The following is a 16,967-nucleotide window of genomic DNA, read 5'->3' as shown; positions in this document are numbered from 1 at the left end:
CGAAACCGTTTCGCCTTCATTCCGTATGCTTGAGCTTGCCTGCGCAGTTCAGCTTTTCCCTAGCGCGGACATGCAAAAAAGGCCTCGTTCCGGAAGGAACGGGCCTTTTTGTCTGTACCGCCGGGCGGCTTAGACCATGATTTTGCAAATACTATTCGTAAATTCGACCGGGTCGCTCACCTGGAGACCTTCGATCAGAAGAGCCTGATTGTACAGCAGATTCGTGTACAGGTTCAGTTTGTCTTTATCGTTCGCATAAGCTTCTTTAAGGGAGCGGAACACGTCGTGATTGACGTTGATTTCCAGCACTTTGTCGGCCTGGACTTCCTGTCCGTTCGGCATGGCCTTCAAAATCTTCTCCATTTCGATCGTCAGCTCGCCTTCGGTGGACAGGCAGACCGGATGGGATTTCAGACGTTTGGACGCTTTTACGTTCTTCACTTTGTCCGACAGGATCGCTTTCATCGCCTCGAACAGATCTTTGCTGTCGCTTTCCTCTTCTTCCGTCTGCTTGTCCGCCGCGTCCGGCTCGATTCCGAGGTCCCCGCTGGACACGGATTTGAATTCTTTTTCCTTGTAAGCCATCAGCATTTTAATGGCGAATTCGTCGACATCGTCGGTGAAGTACAGAATCTCGTAGCCTTTATCGAGGACCATCTCGGTTTGCGGAAGTTTTTCGATGCGGTCGATAGACTCCCCGGACGCGTAGTAAATGTACTTCTGGTCTTCCGGCATGGCCGATACGTATTCATCGAGCGTGACGAGCTTTTTCTCTTTGGAAGAGGTGAACATGAGCAAGTCTTGAAGATCGTCCTTGTGAGTGCCGTAGTCGTTATAGACACCGAACTTAAGCTGACGGCCGAAAGAATTGTAGAACTGCTCGTAATTCTCTCTTTCGTCCTTGAGCATGCTTTGCAGTTGGCTCTTGATTTTGTTTTTGATATTTTTGGCGATCAGCGTCAGCTGGCGGTCGTGCTGCAGCATTTCCCTGGAAATGTTCAGAGACAGATCCTCCGAATCGACCATCCCTTTTACGAAACCGAAGTAATCCGGCAGCAGATCCCCGCACTTGTTCATGATCAGCACACCGTTGGAATACAGCTCAAGACCTTTCTCGTATTCCTTCGTGTAATAATCGAACGGAGTACTTTCCGGGATAAACAGAATCGCCTTGTATACGACTGCGCCGTCCGCACTGATATGAATATGTTTGAGCGGCTTGTCGAATCCGTACCGTTTTTCCGCATAAAAGTTTTCATAGTCTTCCGTCGTCAGCTCATTCTTGTTTTTGCGCCAGATCGGAACCATGCTGTTGACCGTCTGTTCTTCCTGGTATTCTTCGAATTCGTCGTCGCTGCCTTCTTTGGGCCTGCGTCCGGATACGTCCATCTTGATCGGATAGCGGATAAAATCGGAGTATTTCTTGATGATCGCTTTGAGGCGGTACTCTTCCAAATACTCGTCGTAGTTGTCGTCCTCGGTATTCTCTTTAATTTTCAAAATGATTTCGGTTCCGACCGTTTCTTTGTCGACAGGCACAATCGTGTAGCCGTCCGCGCCTTTGGACTCCCATTTGAACGCTTCCTCGCTGCCCAGCGCCCGGCTGATGACCGTAACGACGTCCGCCACCATGAAAGCGGAATAAAAACCGACGCCGAACTGCCCGATAATGTTGTGGCCGTCCTTGGCTTCGTTTTCCTTCTTGAAAGCGAGCGAACCGCTCTTGGCGATTACGCCCAGGTTGTTTTCAAGATCCTCTTTGGTCATACCGATTCCCGTATCGGAAAGCATCAGCGTGCGGCTAGCCCGGTCGGCCTTCAATTTAATGAAATAATTGTCGGAGTTGAACTCTAGGCTGTCGTCCGTCAGAGCCTTGTAATAAATTTTGTCGATCGCATCGCTGGCATTCGAAATCAGCTCTCTTAAAAAGATTTCCCTCTGCGTGTAAATCGAGTTAATCATCATTTCCAGCAAACGCTTGGATTCCGCTTTAAACTGCTTCTTGGCCATAAGTGAATCTCCTCCCGAAAGATCATAGTTAGCACTCCGATGTCATGAGTGCTAATTCCTAGTTTTATAGTACCTATTCCATTTTTTGAAGTCAACCGCTCCGTTAAAAATACATGCGCGCGTTTCTCTCTTTTTGCATAAAAAAAGAGCTATTCCCCAGCCGTCTGAAAGACCGCTGAAAGAATAACTCCTCTCTTCTTAAATCAGTTCGGATTTCTGAAGAAGTCTCTGCACGATGGCGGCGACTTCCGCTCTTGTAATCGACGCTTTCGGAGCCAGCTCCGTGGCGGTTCTACCCGCAAAGATGGCGCCCTGCAGGCAATCGGCCACGCCGCTTTTCGCCCATTCGGCAGTCGCTGCGGCATCCGCATAAGGAGCCAGCGATTCCGCCGCTTCTTGGGACGGCAGCTTGTCCCGTAGGCCGGTAGTCTTCATCGCTTTTGCCATGATGACCATAGCTTGTTCACGGGTGATTTTGTCGGACGGACGGAACGTTCCGTCTTCAAAACCGCCGATAAGCTTGTACGCGTAAGCGGTCTGCACCGCAGCGCTGTACCAATCCGTTGCTTTCACGTCCGAGAAAGGCGCGGACGCTTTTTCCTGTTTAAGTCCCAGTGCCCGCACCATGATAGCCGCAAACTCCGCACGCGTAATGGCCGTATCGGGGTTAAACGTGCCGTTTTCGACGCCGCTTACGACCATGCGCGAGCCCATATCGTTGACCGCATTCCGAGCCCAGTGCCCGGAAACATCCCGGAATTCGACCGGATGCCAGATCACGGAATAGGTGCTGTTCGTTAAACTGTTGATTTTCGCAAAATAGTGCCCGTCTACGTTTACGATCCGGGTCGGCACGTGACGGACGGTACCGTCCGCTTCCACGACAACACCGGTTGTAATCTTACCGGGATCCACGCCGTCCGGGATGGCAATGGTGCGCTCTACGTAAGCGTTGAAACGGGATACTTCAACCGTCGCGCCCCCGTAGGTTGCGGTAACCGCAAAGTTCATCGCCGGAGCTACCAGCGTGAAGTTCCCGGCGGCCGATGAATTTTCGACGACTTTCAGCGTTTCCTTGGAAGGAGCGGCTACTTCGATGCGCACTTTGATATCGTCCAGTGCGGCCGGCTTGCCGAGCTGATCCGACAGAGCGCTGATATTGATTTGTTCCGCAGGAATCGTATACGTGATATCTCCGAAGGAGATTTTAACGACGGCCTGCTTCTGTTCCATGGATTTCACCATTTGGCCCGTCAGTTCGCCGATAAGCACATCCGCTTTCTTGTCTTTCGCAAGCGGGATGGTCACGACGGCATGTTGGCCTTCGGACGCCAGCTTCTCGTCCAGCTTCTTCGGGTCCACCGCAACCGTCAGTACCGACTGACCGTTAACTTCGGACGACTTCAAGGTTCCGGCACGTTCCGTCTTCCCGTTGACGAGGATATCGGCTCCTTCGTTAGCCGGTACTTCCGGAACGGTCGGCGTTGCCGGCGTCGGCGTGCTCGATTCCGTAGAACCTCCGCCACCTCCCCCGCCGCCGCTCGAAGAGGCATACGGCGTGACGGCGTTCGATGAAGCCGAAGCCGGGCCGTCGCCTGCCGCGTTAAAAGCTTTAACGGTGAACGTGTACGCGGTGCCGTTCGCAAGCCCGGTTACCGTGATCGGGCTTGCCGTGCCGCTCACGACTTTATTGCCTGGCGAAACGGTGACTTCGTAGCCCGTGATCGCGGTGCCGCCGTCAGACGGCGCCGTAAAGGAGACGACCGCTTGGCCGTCGCCGGCCGTGGCGGTAACGTTTGTAGGCGCGGACGGAATGGTGTACACCGTCAGAAGCGTTTCGTCAGAAGCGGTCGGGTACTGTCCCGACGCCGAGACGATGACGCGGTATTTGTTCCCGTTCATTTCCTGGGTCACAGGGAAAATGCTGAGGAGAGCTCCCGTTTCACCCGGTAAATCGTGAAAACCCGATCCCGTGTTCACCTGCCACTGAAAGCTCAGATCACGTCCGACCGCACTCACGAAAAGATTAATGCGAGCCCCTCTGGGAACCGAGAGATCCTCCGGAGGCTGGTTTTTGATAACCGGCGGCACGATGGGCTGTGTCACAATCAAAGTCGCGTCGTTCGAAATGGCTTGCAGCCCTCCCTTGCCCGTCACGACAACACGGTACCAATAGCCGTCCATTCCCTGCGAAACGGCCGCAATGTTCAGCGTCGCGTTCGTCTCGCCGGGCATGTCCTGGAAGCCATTGCCGCTGTCCTCCTGCCACTGGTAAGTCAGCTTCGATCCCGTTGCGGTTACGCTAAAGCTGGCGGGGGCTCCTTCCAGCACCGGCGGCGGACTTTGCGGATGGACTACAATTACCGGCGGCAAAGTCGGATTGGGAATACTCGGCAGCACCGTCAGCAGCGCCGCGTTCGACGTCACCGGCTGACCGCTCGTACTCGACACGACCACACGGTAGGTGTACCCGTTCATGAGCAGCGTGACCGCCGGAAGGTCCAGCATGACGTTTGTCTCGCCCGGCAGGTCCTGGAACCCTTGTCCCGTGTTCACCTGCCACTGATAGGTCAACCCCATTCCCGAGGCCAAAACGCTAAAAGCAGCGGGCGTTCCTTCAATCAACGGCGGGGTGTTTTGCGGATGAATCATAATTACCGGCGGAAACGTCGGAATCATCGGCAGCACCGTCAGCAGCGCCGCGTTCGACGTCACCGGCTGGCCGCCCGTACCCGAAACGACAACGCGGTAGGTGTACCCGTTCATGTTCACCGTGACGGCCGGAATGCTCAGCGTGGCGTTCGTCTCGCCCTGCAGGTTTAGGAAGCCCATGCCGCTGTCTTCCTGCCACTGGTAAGTCAATCCCGTTCCCGTAGCCGTAACGCTAAAGGAAGCAGGCGTTCCTTCAATCAACGGCGGGGTGTTTTGCGGCTGTGCCGTGATCACCGGCGGAAGCGTCGGATTCGGAATCATCGGCAGCACGTTCAGCAGCGCCGCGTTCGACGTCACCGGCTGCCCACCCGTACCCGACACGACGACACGGTACATGTAGCCGTTCATGACCGGCGAAACGGCCGGAATGCTCAGCGTGGCGTTCGTCTCGCCCTGCAGGTTTAGGAAGCCTGACCCGATGTTTACCTGCCACTGGTAGGTCAATCCCGTTCCCGTGGCCGTAACGCTAAAGGAAGCAGGCGTTCCTTCAAGCACCGGCGGGGTGCTTGAAGGATGTGCCGTGATCACCGGCGGAAACGTCGGAATCGGAATCATCGGCAGCACCGTCAGCAGCGCCGCGTTCGACGTCACCGGCTGGCCGCCCGTACCCGATACGACAACGCGGTAGGTGTACCCGTTCATGTTCAGCGTGACCGCCGGAATGCTCAGCGTGGCGTTCGTCTCGCCCTGCAGGTTTAGGAAGCCCATGCCGCTGTCTTCCTGCCACTGGTAAGTCAATCCCGTTCCCGTGGCCGTAACGCTAAAGGAAGCAGGCGCTCCTTCAAGCACCGGCACGTTTTGCGGCTGTGCCGTGATCGCCGGAGGTCCGGCAGGCGGCGTCGTGCTTTTGACCGTCAAGGTAAAGTCCTTAGTCACATTTTCATTGTTTCTGCTGATTTTCGCCTGAAGAGCGGCCGTTACATCTCCTCCGGTCGGTGGCGTCACTGTTCCCGTTGCGGGATCGATGACCCCGTTTCCTCCGGTCCAAGTGATTTGCGTGAAATGTGTACCCGCAGCCGGAAGAGTTACGTTCTGGGTAACATGTGCGGCGCTGTCTCCCGTCGCATAACCGATTTCCAGAGCCGTCTTGTCATCTTGAAGAGCTCCGGACACAATCTGGCCGATCGTCGTGTCTATGATGGTTTGAATCTCGGCCGCAGCCGTATATCCGTCGGCAGGAATGCCGTCGAGTACAGCTTGGTCCACAACCGCTTGCTCCGTGTAATCCAAAGCGGAATACTTGCTCAAATCCAAGCCGGGATTAACGAAAGTTCCGTCAGTAACCCAGCTCAAAGCGGCGCTTACTCCGGAATTATCGGTAGCTTCATGAAGAAACAAAAAGAAATTTCTGTTATCCAGGGCACTGCCGTAAGCATCCCGGAGATCCGTAACCGTCGCAAAAGGACGCTTGCTGATCAGTTCATCCACGATAGCGTCGTTATCCGCTTTTCTGTTCCAGTAAAAACTATCCTTCTGCTGCACGGTTTCAAAAATATCGTTAGGGTAATCCAGAATGGCCTGATACATTTCCGCAGCAGTGACCGCCGCGTTATAAGCGAAAGGTCCGCCGGGAGGCCCCGCCTTAACCGGGCCCGCTGCGCCGAACAAAACGGCGTTAAGCACAAGCACGCTCATCAACATAACCGAAATCCATCGGAAAGAGGATTTTCTCTGATCCATACATTCACCTCATATTTTGTAGAATACTTGTTAACGTACTGACAAAACGACTATCAACGGAAATTTTTTTCTCTCTTTATTTGAGCTTCATCCAGTCCCTTCCCCCTGTTTTTAACATGGAAAATTGTATCAAGTACCACTGAACGGATTCTGGACAAAATTCGTCATTTTTCGCCAAAACGGTCCGTTTCGGATATCGGCAGCCGCAAACCTGCTCTCCATAGGATTTCAGCCCCATAAAAAAAAACCCAGCCGCTCAATAGGGGCAAAGGTTTCGTCCGGGATAACCGGAATCACTCAGATGCTCTGCATCAAGTGTTTATACAGGTTGGTTGTTTCGCGGCCGGGCTCTGATCCCAGCTCTTCGCGGAGGACCCTTGCGAACGCTTCGTAATGCTTTTTCAGCGACAGCTTATCACCCAGCCCGGCATGGACTTCCATTCCCGCCCGGCAAATTTCTTCCGAGAACGGCTCCTTTTTTTGGAGCAGCTCCAGCCGCCGGAGAGCGGATTGAGTCTGACCTGCGGATACTTCGTAAGCCGAGGCCAGAAGACTGGCCTGGATATACTGTCCGAGCAGCTGCGCCCGGTACGATTTGGCCCAGAAATAATCGTGCTCTTCCAAATAATCTCCCCGGTACAGCTGCAGCGCCTGGTCCAGCCGCCGCCACTGCTCCCGCGACGTAATCTCGCCGACAGAGGCTCCGGCCAGGAACAGGTCCACATCGGTGCGGAAATCGTCCCCCGTGAAGCGGTAGCTGTCGTGGGAGTAATCGATGCCCGCTCCGATTCCCCAGGCTTTGAGCATTTTGCGCACCTGGTATACGGAGGTGTGTAGCTGGGTGACCGCTTTATCCAGAGAAAGCTCCGGCCATAGCGTCTCCAGAATGACATCCTTGGCCACCCGCTTGCTCCCGTGATGAACGAGGAAAGCGAACAGCTCCTGCGCTTTCTGCGTGCGCCATCTCAAGCTGCCGCCTGTACCGGCGCTTCCCGCCAGGGACAACTGCTTGAAGCACAGCACGGCCGGTTCGCCGGCCGGCGCCGCCTCCCGGCGGACGGCCTGAAGCTGGCTAAGACGCGACTCCAGGCGGCTGACGGTCTTGGCGAACCGTTCCGGATCGACCGGCTTGAGCAGATAGTCGATCGCGCCAAGCTCGAACGCTTCGATCGCGTAGTCGTTATAGGCGGTTACGTAGACGATCTGCGCCTCCGGGTTCAGCCGGTACAGATGCTCCGCCGCTTCGAGGCCGTTCATCTCGGGCATCTCGATGTCCAGGAAGACGATGTCCGCCTTCTCGGCAGTCATATGTTCAAGCCCGTGCCGGGCCTGCGTATACATGCCCGCGACCTCCATGCGCCCATCCGACTGGAGCAGACGCTCCATCTGGATCAGGGCGGGCTTTTCGTCGTCAATCAGAATGGCCTTCACTGTTTTTGACCTCCTCCCGCATTCCCCCGGGTTCCCCCGTTATTCGGCACCCGGAATCGGACAATCGTTCCTCGTCCCGCCTCGGTCCGGATGTCGAGCCCTTCGCCGAACATCGTCAGCAGCCGGGTATGGATGTTGATCAGGCCGACCCCTCCCCCGGCCTCTGCCGACAAGAGGGATGCCGCGCGTCCGGGTTCCATCCCGACTCCGTTATCCGTAATTTCCACGAGCAGAACATCTTCCTTCTCCTCGACGGAAATTCCGATCGTTCCGCCTTCCGCACGCCTCATGATGCCGTGGCGAACCGCATTTTCAACGATAGGCTGGATGCTGAGCGGGGGGATCAGACGGTTCGGCTCGGACCGGATGTCGTATATCACCTGCAGCCGTTCTTCGAAACGTGCCTTCTCCAGAACTAAATACGACTGAACGAGAGCCATTTCCTTCTGTAAAGGTACCAACTGGTCGCGATTCTGAAAATCGAAGCTGCCCCGAAGATAACGGCTGAGCTCCAGGAGGAGCTTCGTCGTTTTGTCCGGGTCCGAGGGGAGCAGCGCGATGATCGTATTCAGCGCATTGTACAAAAAATGCGGCTTGATCTGCGCCTGCAAAAACGCCATCTCCGCCGAAACCGCGTTCCGGACGGACTTGCGCATCTCAAGCAGGGTCCGCACCCGGGCTCTCAGCTCGTCGGCATCGACCGGCTTGCGCAGAAAATCGTTGGCACCCGCCTGGAAACCCGTGCGCACATCCTCCGGCAGGCTTCGTGCGGTCAGCAGCAAGACCGGGAGCTCGGCCAGCGAAAGACGGGCGCGGATCGCCCGGCACAATTCCAGACCGGACATGCCCGGCATCATCCAGTCGGCAATGACCAGGTCGATGGACTGCCCGGAGCCGATATGCGCCATCGCTTTGTCCCCGCCGTCCACCGCGATCAGCCGGTAACCTTCAACCGACAGCAGGTTGTACAGCACCTGCAGGTTGACCGGGTCGTCGTCGACCAGCAGGACAGTCGCGTCGATTTGGCGGGCCCGCCGGTCCTCCCGGCCTTCAGGCAGGACGGCGGCGGCCGTTTCGTCCCTTGCCGCCGAAGCCCTGGAGCCCGCATCGGAAGACCGTGCCGCTTCCGGCGCGGCCGTAGTCGACGGAACGGTAAACCGGAATACGGAGCCTTCTCCGAGCCGGGATTCCGCTTCGATTTTTCCTTCACCCAGTTCGACCAGCTTCTTCGTAATACTCAGTCCGAGGCCGGTTCCTTCGTAATCGCGATCCCCGGGACCCACACCCTGATCATAGGCATGGAAGATTTCTTCCATGCGGTGCTCCGCGATTCCGATCCCCGTGTCTTTAACGAAGACGAGCACATGGCCGCTCTTCGTTACCGCCCCGATCGTGACGGTTCCCGCAGGAGTGAATTTCACGGCATTTCCGATCAGATTGTACAAAATTTGCTGCAGACGGTCTTCATCCGTCAGAAGCCAGGGCAGCCGGTCGGGCCATTCTTGCTCGAAATGAATGTCTTTGTGCCGGGCGACATGCGTCATAACCTCGAGTACGGCGTTCGTTGCGGCTTTGAGATCTACCGGCTGCCTCTTCAGCACAATTTCGCCGTTTTTAAGCTTGCTGAAATCCAAAATATCGTTAATGAGAAGAGTAAGCCTCCGGCCCGTCGACATAATCATCGCCAGATCGTTCCTCTGCTTATCGTTCAAAGCGCCCGATGCGCCTTCCAGCATAGACTGGGCCATGTTGACCATTCCGTGCAGAGGCGTACGGAGTTCATGGGACGTGTTCGCCATGAATTCATCCTTCAGCCCGTCCAAGGAAAGCAGCCTGCGGGACAGCTGGTCCACTTCCACGAAAGTGCGGTTAAACCGCTGTGCAAGCAGGACGGCCTGGGTCAGCACGAACAGCAGCATTTCGGCCGGAACGAGCAGCAGCCCTTCGTATAAGCCGACCAAGTTGAGCACGTACGCCGCTATGACCATCAGGATGCTCATCACACCGGCGATCATGAGCAAGGTGTCCTCGGAGCGCTTGCGCACGTCCCGAAGCAGAACGAACGCCATATAGCACATGCTGAGGAAGGAAACCGCCAGGATCAGCACCTCGAGCCGCGAGAAAACAACAGGCGGCAGCAGCAGACCCGCCAGCAGACCGGTCGCCGTCACAGCGGAGCTCAGCCGCATGGCAAGCGGATGAACGCCGCCCGGCACGGCAACGGCTACATAGCGGAGTAAGAAAAAGTACACGAATGAAGACACCATAAGCTGCACCTTGAGCAGCCAGGTGTAGGAAAACCCCGGCCAGGCGGCGGCAAGCAGCTTCTCCCCGTGCGTAAGCACAAACAACAGCCCGACGAGACAGAACAGCCCCAAATAAAGCGAAGCGGGATCTTTCCTCCGCATCCTGTACAAAACCAGAAAATAAAGTCCCGGAATCAGGAAGCCCGCCATCGTCATCCACTCGGAAAATAATGCCGCTTCCCGGCTTTTCATGACGGACTTTTCGTCTCCGAACAAAATCGGAGTGAACATACCGCCGGAGGAATAGCTGTGGTTGGAGATCTGAACCACGATCTCGGCTTCACTGCCCTGCAGGTAGGAAAACCCCGTATACGGGACGTTGTCGGGACTTTCTTCGGCGGCCGTACGGCCCGGCGTTCCGCTCGCTCCCACTTCCCGGCCGTTCACGAACACCCGGTTAGCCATGCGGATATTGCCGGTGCGGATGCCGTAAAGGGCCCCGTCGGTCTCGTTAAGCCGCACTTTAAGCCGGAACGTGGCATACCCTTCGGCGGCAGAATCCTCTTCCGTGCCCATATACGCATTCCATTTCCCCGGAATCTGCGCTATGCCCGTCGGCACGGGAGGCGTCCTTCCCGCTTCCGCGGAAGGGTGAAAATCTCCGGGAACGAGCAGCTTTCCCCTGTAAAACTCCCACTCTCCGCTCAGCCGGACCGTCCCTTTTTCCGCAAAATTCCAGCCTCTGAGATCCAGCACTCCACGGACCGCATCGGGATTCCGTTCCAGCGACAGCAAATGCTGAAAAACGGAATACAGCGGCATGAGCAAAATTAGCGCGGCCCCTAGTATAAAAAACAATCCTTGTTTTTTCATAGTCTAATCCACAGCCCATGAAACCGCTTGCAAAATCCCTGTAAGCCATCCCCGCAGCTCCTGTACCGCTTCTGACCGCCGCACGTGTGCGGCACCGTAGACAAATTGTGATCCCGTACACTTCTATGATATAAAGTCCCCATTGTCTTTCACCTGCCGGAAAATAGTAGCGATGCTGTTGTATTGTACCACAGCCCGCGCCAGGTTTCTTTGGGTTCGGATAAATTCAAAACTAAGAAATATACCATACCCATTCTCCCGCACGGGTTCGGCGGCGTCTCGGTATACATCGGTCTTAGGCAGCTTATTTCGGCAAAAATACAAACGGTCTCGCTCCTGATTCTTCCTTTCTGACTAACAACTTATCGGAACCCTTGTACTTCAAGAGCTTCCCGCCCTCTGTACTAAAATTTTTATCCAGCATGGCGTAAGAAACGGCCTTTCCCTCCTTGGAGGTGACCAGGATATAATTTTCATTCATGGAAGCTTGATGTTGTATGTATTTCTTGCTTTGCTCATCAACTTCTAAACGATCAAGAGTCTCTCCCCCCGTATAGGGCGGAATGATATAGACCCAATCGTACTCTTCAAAATTGTCCGGCTCGACGGTTTGACCGGCTTCTATTTTTTGGACACTTGCCTTTAACCGGTCGGAAATTTTGTCATCGTAGGGAATTTTATTAGCCGCACAGCTCATTAACAGCAAAACCGTCACGAGCAGGATCAAATGCTTTTTCACGGTGGATCTCCATTCGGGTTTTTCATGCAAATATATCCCAAGTATCGTTTAATTGACAATCCATGTGAAGTCTCCATTTCCAAAAAAAAGATGAGCCTCTAATTACATGAGAGACTCATCTGTCCGAATACCCGTTTGAACGATCGTTACCGATACGATTCGCCGCCCTAATCGCGCTCCACCAGCAGCGCCACGCCCTGGCCGCCGCCGATGCACAGCGAGGCCAGGCCGCGCTTGCCGCCGCGCCGCTCCAGCTCGTGCAGCAGTGTCACGAGCACGCGCGTGCCGCTGGCGCCGATGGGGTGCCCGAGGGCGATCGCGCCGCCGTTGACGTTGAGCTTCTCCGGCGGTACGCCGAGCTCGCGCCCCACGGCAAGCGACTGCGCCGCAAAGGCCTCGTTGAACTCGAACAGGTCGATGCCGTCTATCGGCACGCCCGTCCGGTTCAACAGCCGCCGCACGGCGCTTACGGGCCCGAGGCCCATCACGGCCGGATCCAGCGCCGCCGAGGCGTAGCCCTTGATCCGGGCAAGGGGTTTCAGCCCCCGCCGGCCGGCTTCTTCGGCCGACATGACGACAACGGCAGCCGCCCCGTCGTTGATGCCGGAGGCGTTGCCGGCGGTCACGGTCCCGCCGGAGCGGAACGCCGGACGCAGCCGCGAGAGCGTCTCCGCGGTTGTGCCCGCGCGCGGGAACTCGTCGCGGTCGAACGGCAGCGGGTCCTGCTTCTTCCGCGGGACGGGGACCGGCACGATCTCGCTCCGGAAGCGTCCGGCCACGGCCGCCTGCTCCGCCTTCTGCTGGCTGTGAGCCGCGAACTCGTCCTGCTCCTCGCGGGAGAGGCCGTACCGGTCCGCTACATTCTCCGCGGTTTCGCCCATGTGAATGTCGCACATGGCGCACCAGAGGCCGTCGCGGATCATGGAATCGACAAGCTTGCCGTCGCCCATGCGCAGGCCCGAGCGGGCGCCTTCCAGCAGGTACGGCGCCGCGCTCATATTTTCCATGCCTCCGGCCACCGCAATGTCGGCATCGCCGAGCATAACCGACTGGGCCGCCAGCATGACGGCTTTGAGCCCGGAGCCGCATACTTTGTTCACCGTAAGGGCGGGAACGCCGTCGGAAAACCCGCTTTTCAGCCAAGCCTGTCTCGCCGGGTTCTGCCCCAGTCCCGCCTGGAGCACATTGCCCATGATTACCTCATGGACCCGCTCCTGCTCCACTTCCGCGCGCTCCAGCGCTCCCCGGATAACGATGCTTCCGAGCTCCGTCGCGGGCACGCCGGCCAGGGAGCCCTGAAAACTGCCGATCGCCGTACGCACGGCGCTGACGATAACCGCTTCTCTGGTCATTTCGGATCACCCTTCCTGTCCGCAGGCTTCGAGCCGCTCTTTTAGAAGAGGGCCGAGCGTGAACGCCGCTTCGGTCTTGGCCCGGACTTCGTCCAGTTCCGTTTCTCCAAGCAGTTCGGCCAGCACCATACCCTCCGGCGTAAAATCGAATACGGCCAGATCCGTAATGAGCCGGTCCACCACTCCTCTGCCTGTCAAAGGAAGGGTGCAGGCTTTTTTCACCTTGGATTCCCCGTATTTGTTCACGTGTTCCATGATGACGACGATGCGCTTGGCTCCGCTCACCAGATCCATCGCGCCGCCCATGCCTTTGACCATTTTTCCCGGAATCATCCAGTTCGCAAGGTCACCTTCGCCGGATACCTCCATACCGCCCAGAATAGCCAAGTCGATATGGCCGCCCCGGATCATGGCGAACGATTCCGCACTGTCGAAATAGGAAGCGCCCGGTACCGCCGTGACGGTTTCCTTGCCCGCGTTGATCAAATCCGGGTCTTCCTCTCCCCGTTTCGGATAAGGACCGATGCCCAGCAGACCGTTCTCGGATTGAAGCATCACTGTAATACCGGCGGGAATTTCGTCGGCTACGAGCGTCGGCATGCCGATCCCCAGGTTGACGTACATGCCGTCCCGGATTTCCCGTACGGCGCGCTCCACGATTCTTTGGCGCGGATGGCTCATGCTGTCTCCTCCTTCGCTTCGCGGACCGTCAGACGCTCGATCCGTTTCTGATAGCTCCCACCCTGCACGACATGCTGCACAAAAATGCCCGGCGTATGAATGTCATCGGGGTCCAGCTCTCCCGCCTCCACAATCTCCTCGGCTTCCACGAGCGTGATTTTGCCGGCTGCCGCAGCCAGCGGATTGAAGTTGCGGGACGTTTTACGGAACACGAGGTTCCCCGCCGTGTCGGCTTTCCAGGCTTTCACCAGCGCAAAGTCGCCGGTGATCGCTTTTTCCAGAATATACGGCCGGCCCCCGAAATGTTTCTCCTCTTTGCCTTCCGCTACCAGCGTCCCGACGCCCGTCGCCGTGTAAAAAGCGGGAATGCCCGCTCCGCCTGCCCGGATGCGTTCCGCCAGCGTGCCCTGCGGCACCAGCTCAACCTCCAGTTCGCCGCTTAAGTACTGCTTCTCGAACGTTTTATTTTCTCCGACGTAGGAGGACACCATCTTCTTGATCTGCTGGTTAGCCAGCAGCAGCCCCAGCCCCCAATCGTCGACTCCGCAGTTATTGCTGACGACCGTAAGCTCGCCGGTGCCCTGCCGCTGCAGGGCCGCGATCAGATGCTCCGGTATGCCGCACAAGCCGAAACCTCCCACGATCAGGGTCGCTCCTTCGCCGATTACACGTACGGCTTCCTCCGCTGATTTCAGAACCTTGCTCATGTCTGCCCCTCTCCTCTCGCGTGATAAATTTCTCTCTCTACTGTGCCGTATAACCGCCGTCAATCAGCATGGACGTTCCCGTCACGCCCTTCAGCTTGTCGCTGGCGATGAGCATGGCGAACTCGGCGATTTCATCGACCGACAGGAGCCTTTTTTGCGGCACCAGCGGGTAGATGACCTCCTCCAGCACGCTTTCCAGGGGAACGCCCCGCGTTCTTGCCAGATCTTCGAGCTGGCCGCGTACGAGCGGCGTATCCACGTAGCCCGGGCACAGCGCGTTAACCGTGATGCCGTGCGCCGCGCCTTCCAGGGCCGCTACCTTCGTCAGCCCGATGAGTCCGTGCTTCGCGCTGTTGTAAGCGGCTTTGCCCGCGAAACCGATGACGCCGTTGATCGAAGCCATGTTGATAATCCGCCCGTACTGCTGTTCCTTCATAATGGGCAGAGCATGCTTGATCCCGATAAAAGCCCCCGTCAGCATCACTTTGATCATGAATTCAAACTTTTCCACCGGGAATTCTTCGATAGGCGCGACATGCTGCAGACCCGCGTTGTTCACCAGAATATCGAACCGGCCGTACGTTTCGTGCGTTGTCCGGATCGCTCCGGCGAACTGGCTTTCGTCGGTTACGTCGCAGGCGAGACCGATGGCTTCGTATCCTTCGTCCGCCAGCCGCTGAGCCGCCGCTTTAGCCTTTTCCTCCTGGATGTCGGAAATAACGACCTTGGCCCCCTCGCGAGCGAATGTGCGGGCGATTTCAAGGCCGATGCCGCTGGCCGCGCCGGTGATCAGGGCTGTTTTTTGAGCTAAAAATGGGGTCATGACCGCCACTCCTTCCGTGAATCGTTTTGATATCCGTATCTAATGAGTGCTGAAACAAGAGGCATCTAATTAGTTAAGCAGGTTAAGCTGGTCTAAGTTAATCAAAGTTAATCTAAGTTGATCTAGATTGAAGCTCAATTGAGTTGAGCTGAGGTGAATAAACCGGATGAGAGCCGCCTTCATTACCTAAGGCCCTCCGCTTCATCCCGGCCTCTCCCTGCTTACAAGAAAGACAAGACAGCGGCGAGAATAAGCACCGTGAGCGTTTTGACGACGGTTATGGAAAAAATATCCTTGTAGGACTGCCGGTGCGTCAGGCCCGTGATGGCCAGCAGCGTAATGACCGCGCCGTTGTGCGGCAGCGTATCCATCCCCCCGGACGCCATCGAGGCGATCCGGTGCAGCCATTCCGGGCTGATTCCCGCCGCCTGGCCCGCAGCCAGGTACTGTTTGCCCATCACTTCGAGCGCGATGGACAGCCCGCCCGATGCGGAGCCGGTGACCCCGGACAAAATATTGACCGACACCGCTTCGTTAATCAGCGGCTGGGAGCTGATGTTGAGGATGAAGTTCTGGATCGCTTTGAAGCCGGGCAGCGTCTTGACCACGTTGCCGAAGCCGACCTCGGAAGCGGTGTTGAAAATCGCCAGAAGCGATCCCATCGCGGCCGCCGTAAGCCCTGCCGCGAGCTTGCTCTGAACGTGCCGGACGTTGATACAGAGCGCCGCCGCGATGCCGATGAACAGGGCGATAATAAGCGCCCATGAAGATGCAACCGTTTTCACATTCGCGATGTTAAACGTTTTGAGAAGCTCCGGGCTGTACCAGGTGTTGACCGTCAAAAATCCCCGGCTCAGCAGGTAGTTAAACACAAGCACCAGCACGAGCGGGACGAGCGAAACCCACAGGTTCGGGTAACGCTGGCCTTCGGCGGTTTCCGGCTCGTTCTTGTGTCCGGTTCCGTAGCCTTCGCCTGCGGCCGCCGCCTGCTTGCGGCGTCTTTCCAGCCAGAACATGCCCGCCGCCAGCACCATGATTCCGCCCACAATTCCCACGACCGGGGCCGCGTAGGCGTCCGTTCCGAAATACGTGGTCGGAATAATGTTCTGCACCTGCGGCGTTCCGGGGAGCGCATCCATCGTGAAGGTGAAGGCGCCGAGCGCGATCGTGCCGGGAATGAGCCGCTTCGGAATATCCGCTTCGCGGAAAACCGCCACCGCGAAAGGATAGACGGCGAAAGCGACCACGAACAGCGAGACGCCGCCGTAGGTCAGCACCGCGCAGGCCAGAACGACCGACAGCATGGCGCGTTTGGAACCGAGCACTTTGACGATGGACCGCGCAATCGAGGAAGCCGCTCCGTTCAGCTCCATCACCTTGCCGAAAATGGCCCCGAGCAGGAAAATCGGGAAGTACGTTTTAATATAGTTCGCCGCATTCGCCATATAGGTCTCCGTATAGCTCGGCATAAGCGCGAGTCCGGAAATGACCACGGCCAGCAGCGTAAAGATCGGGGCGAACACGATCACCGGATACCCCCGGTAAGCGAAAAACATCAGCAGCCCCAAGGCGAGTACAATCGCCACGACCTGAACAAACACCATGCGCCTTCTCCTCTTTTCTGTTAGAAGATCCCTTGTAAGCCCTTACATTCTTTTAAGTTGCGTGCTGCTTTCCATGAAATTCCGGGGCGTCCCCTGAAATTTGAACGTT

General features: G+C 56.9%; 10 protein-coding genes. All 10 read right to left on the bottom strand.

Going from position 1 to position 16,967, the window contains the following annotated elements; genetic code table 11:
* Nucleotides 1-129: 129 nt before the first annotated feature.
* Nucleotides 130-2,010, bottom strand: a complete 1,881-nt coding sequence (htpG, locus tag AC2TF6_RS04900; RefSeq protein ID WP_491310149.1) for a molecular chaperone HtpG — start codon at nucleotides 2,008-2,010, stop codon at nucleotides 130-132.
* Nucleotides 2,011-2,208: 198 nt separating this feature from the next.
* Entirely contained in the window at nucleotides 2,209-6,402 is a 4,194-nt protein-coding gene (locus AC2TF6_RS04895) for an S-layer homology domain-containing protein (RefSeq protein WP_491310148.1), read from the bottom strand.
* A gap of 297 nt (nucleotides 6,403-6,699) precedes the next feature.
* On the bottom strand, nucleotides 6,700-7,833 hold the full coding sequence (locus AC2TF6_RS04890) for a response regulator (protein WP_491310147.1): 1,134 nt from the start codon (nucleotides 7,831-7,833) through the stop codon (nucleotides 6,700-6,702).
* Nucleotides 7,830-10,952, bottom strand: a complete 3,123-nt coding sequence (locus tag AC2TF6_RS04885) for a hybrid sensor histidine kinase/response regulator (protein ID WP_491310146.1) — start codon at nucleotides 10,950-10,952, stop codon at nucleotides 7,830-7,832. The genes AC2TF6_RS04890 and AC2TF6_RS04885 overlap by 4 nt, the downstream gene beginning before the upstream one ends.
* 304 nt (nucleotides 10,953-11,256) lie before the next feature.
* Entirely contained in the window at nucleotides 11,257-11,691 is a 435-nt protein-coding gene (locus tag AC2TF6_RS04880) for a hypothetical protein (protein ID WP_491310145.1), read from the bottom strand.
* 167 nt (nucleotides 11,692-11,858) lie between these two features.
* The gene (locus AC2TF6_RS04875; RefSeq protein ID WP_491310144.1) at nucleotides 11,859-13,043 is read right to left on the bottom strand and encodes an acetyl-CoA C-acetyltransferase; all 1,185 of its coding nucleotides are present in this window, start codon (nucleotides 13,041-13,043) and stop codon (nucleotides 11,859-11,861) included.
* A 6-nt stretch (nucleotides 13,044-13,049) separates the two neighbouring features.
* Nucleotides 13,050-13,724 (bottom strand): 3-oxoacid CoA-transferase subunit B, encoded by a 675-nt coding sequence (locus tag AC2TF6_RS04870; protein ID WP_491310143.1) that lies wholly within the window; start codon nucleotides 13,722-13,724, stop codon nucleotides 13,050-13,052.
* Nucleotides 13,721-14,431 (bottom strand): CoA transferase subunit A, encoded by a 711-nt coding sequence (locus AC2TF6_RS04865; protein WP_491310142.1) that lies wholly within the window; start codon nucleotides 14,429-14,431, stop codon nucleotides 13,721-13,723. Before AC2TF6_RS04865 ends, AC2TF6_RS04870 begins: the two co-directional genes overlap by 4 nt.
* Before the next feature lie 37 nt (nucleotides 14,432-14,468).
* On the bottom strand, nucleotides 14,469-15,254 hold the full coding sequence (locus AC2TF6_RS04860; protein WP_491310141.1) for a 3-hydroxybutyrate dehydrogenase: 786 nt from the start codon (nucleotides 15,252-15,254) through the stop codon (nucleotides 14,469-14,471).
* 221 nt (nucleotides 15,255-15,475) lie between these two features.
* Nucleotides 15,476-16,855, bottom strand: a complete 1,380-nt coding sequence (locus tag AC2TF6_RS04855; protein ID WP_491311592.1) for a GntP family permease — start codon at nucleotides 16,853-16,855, stop codon at nucleotides 15,476-15,478.
* Nucleotides 16,856-16,967: the final 112 nt, after the last annotated feature.

The sequence above is a fragment of the Paenibacillus sp. JNUCC 35 genome (assembly GCF_058269095.1).
The sequence above is the reverse complement of the archived record's forward strand: the minus strand, read 5'-3'. Positions and strand labels throughout refer to the sequence as shown.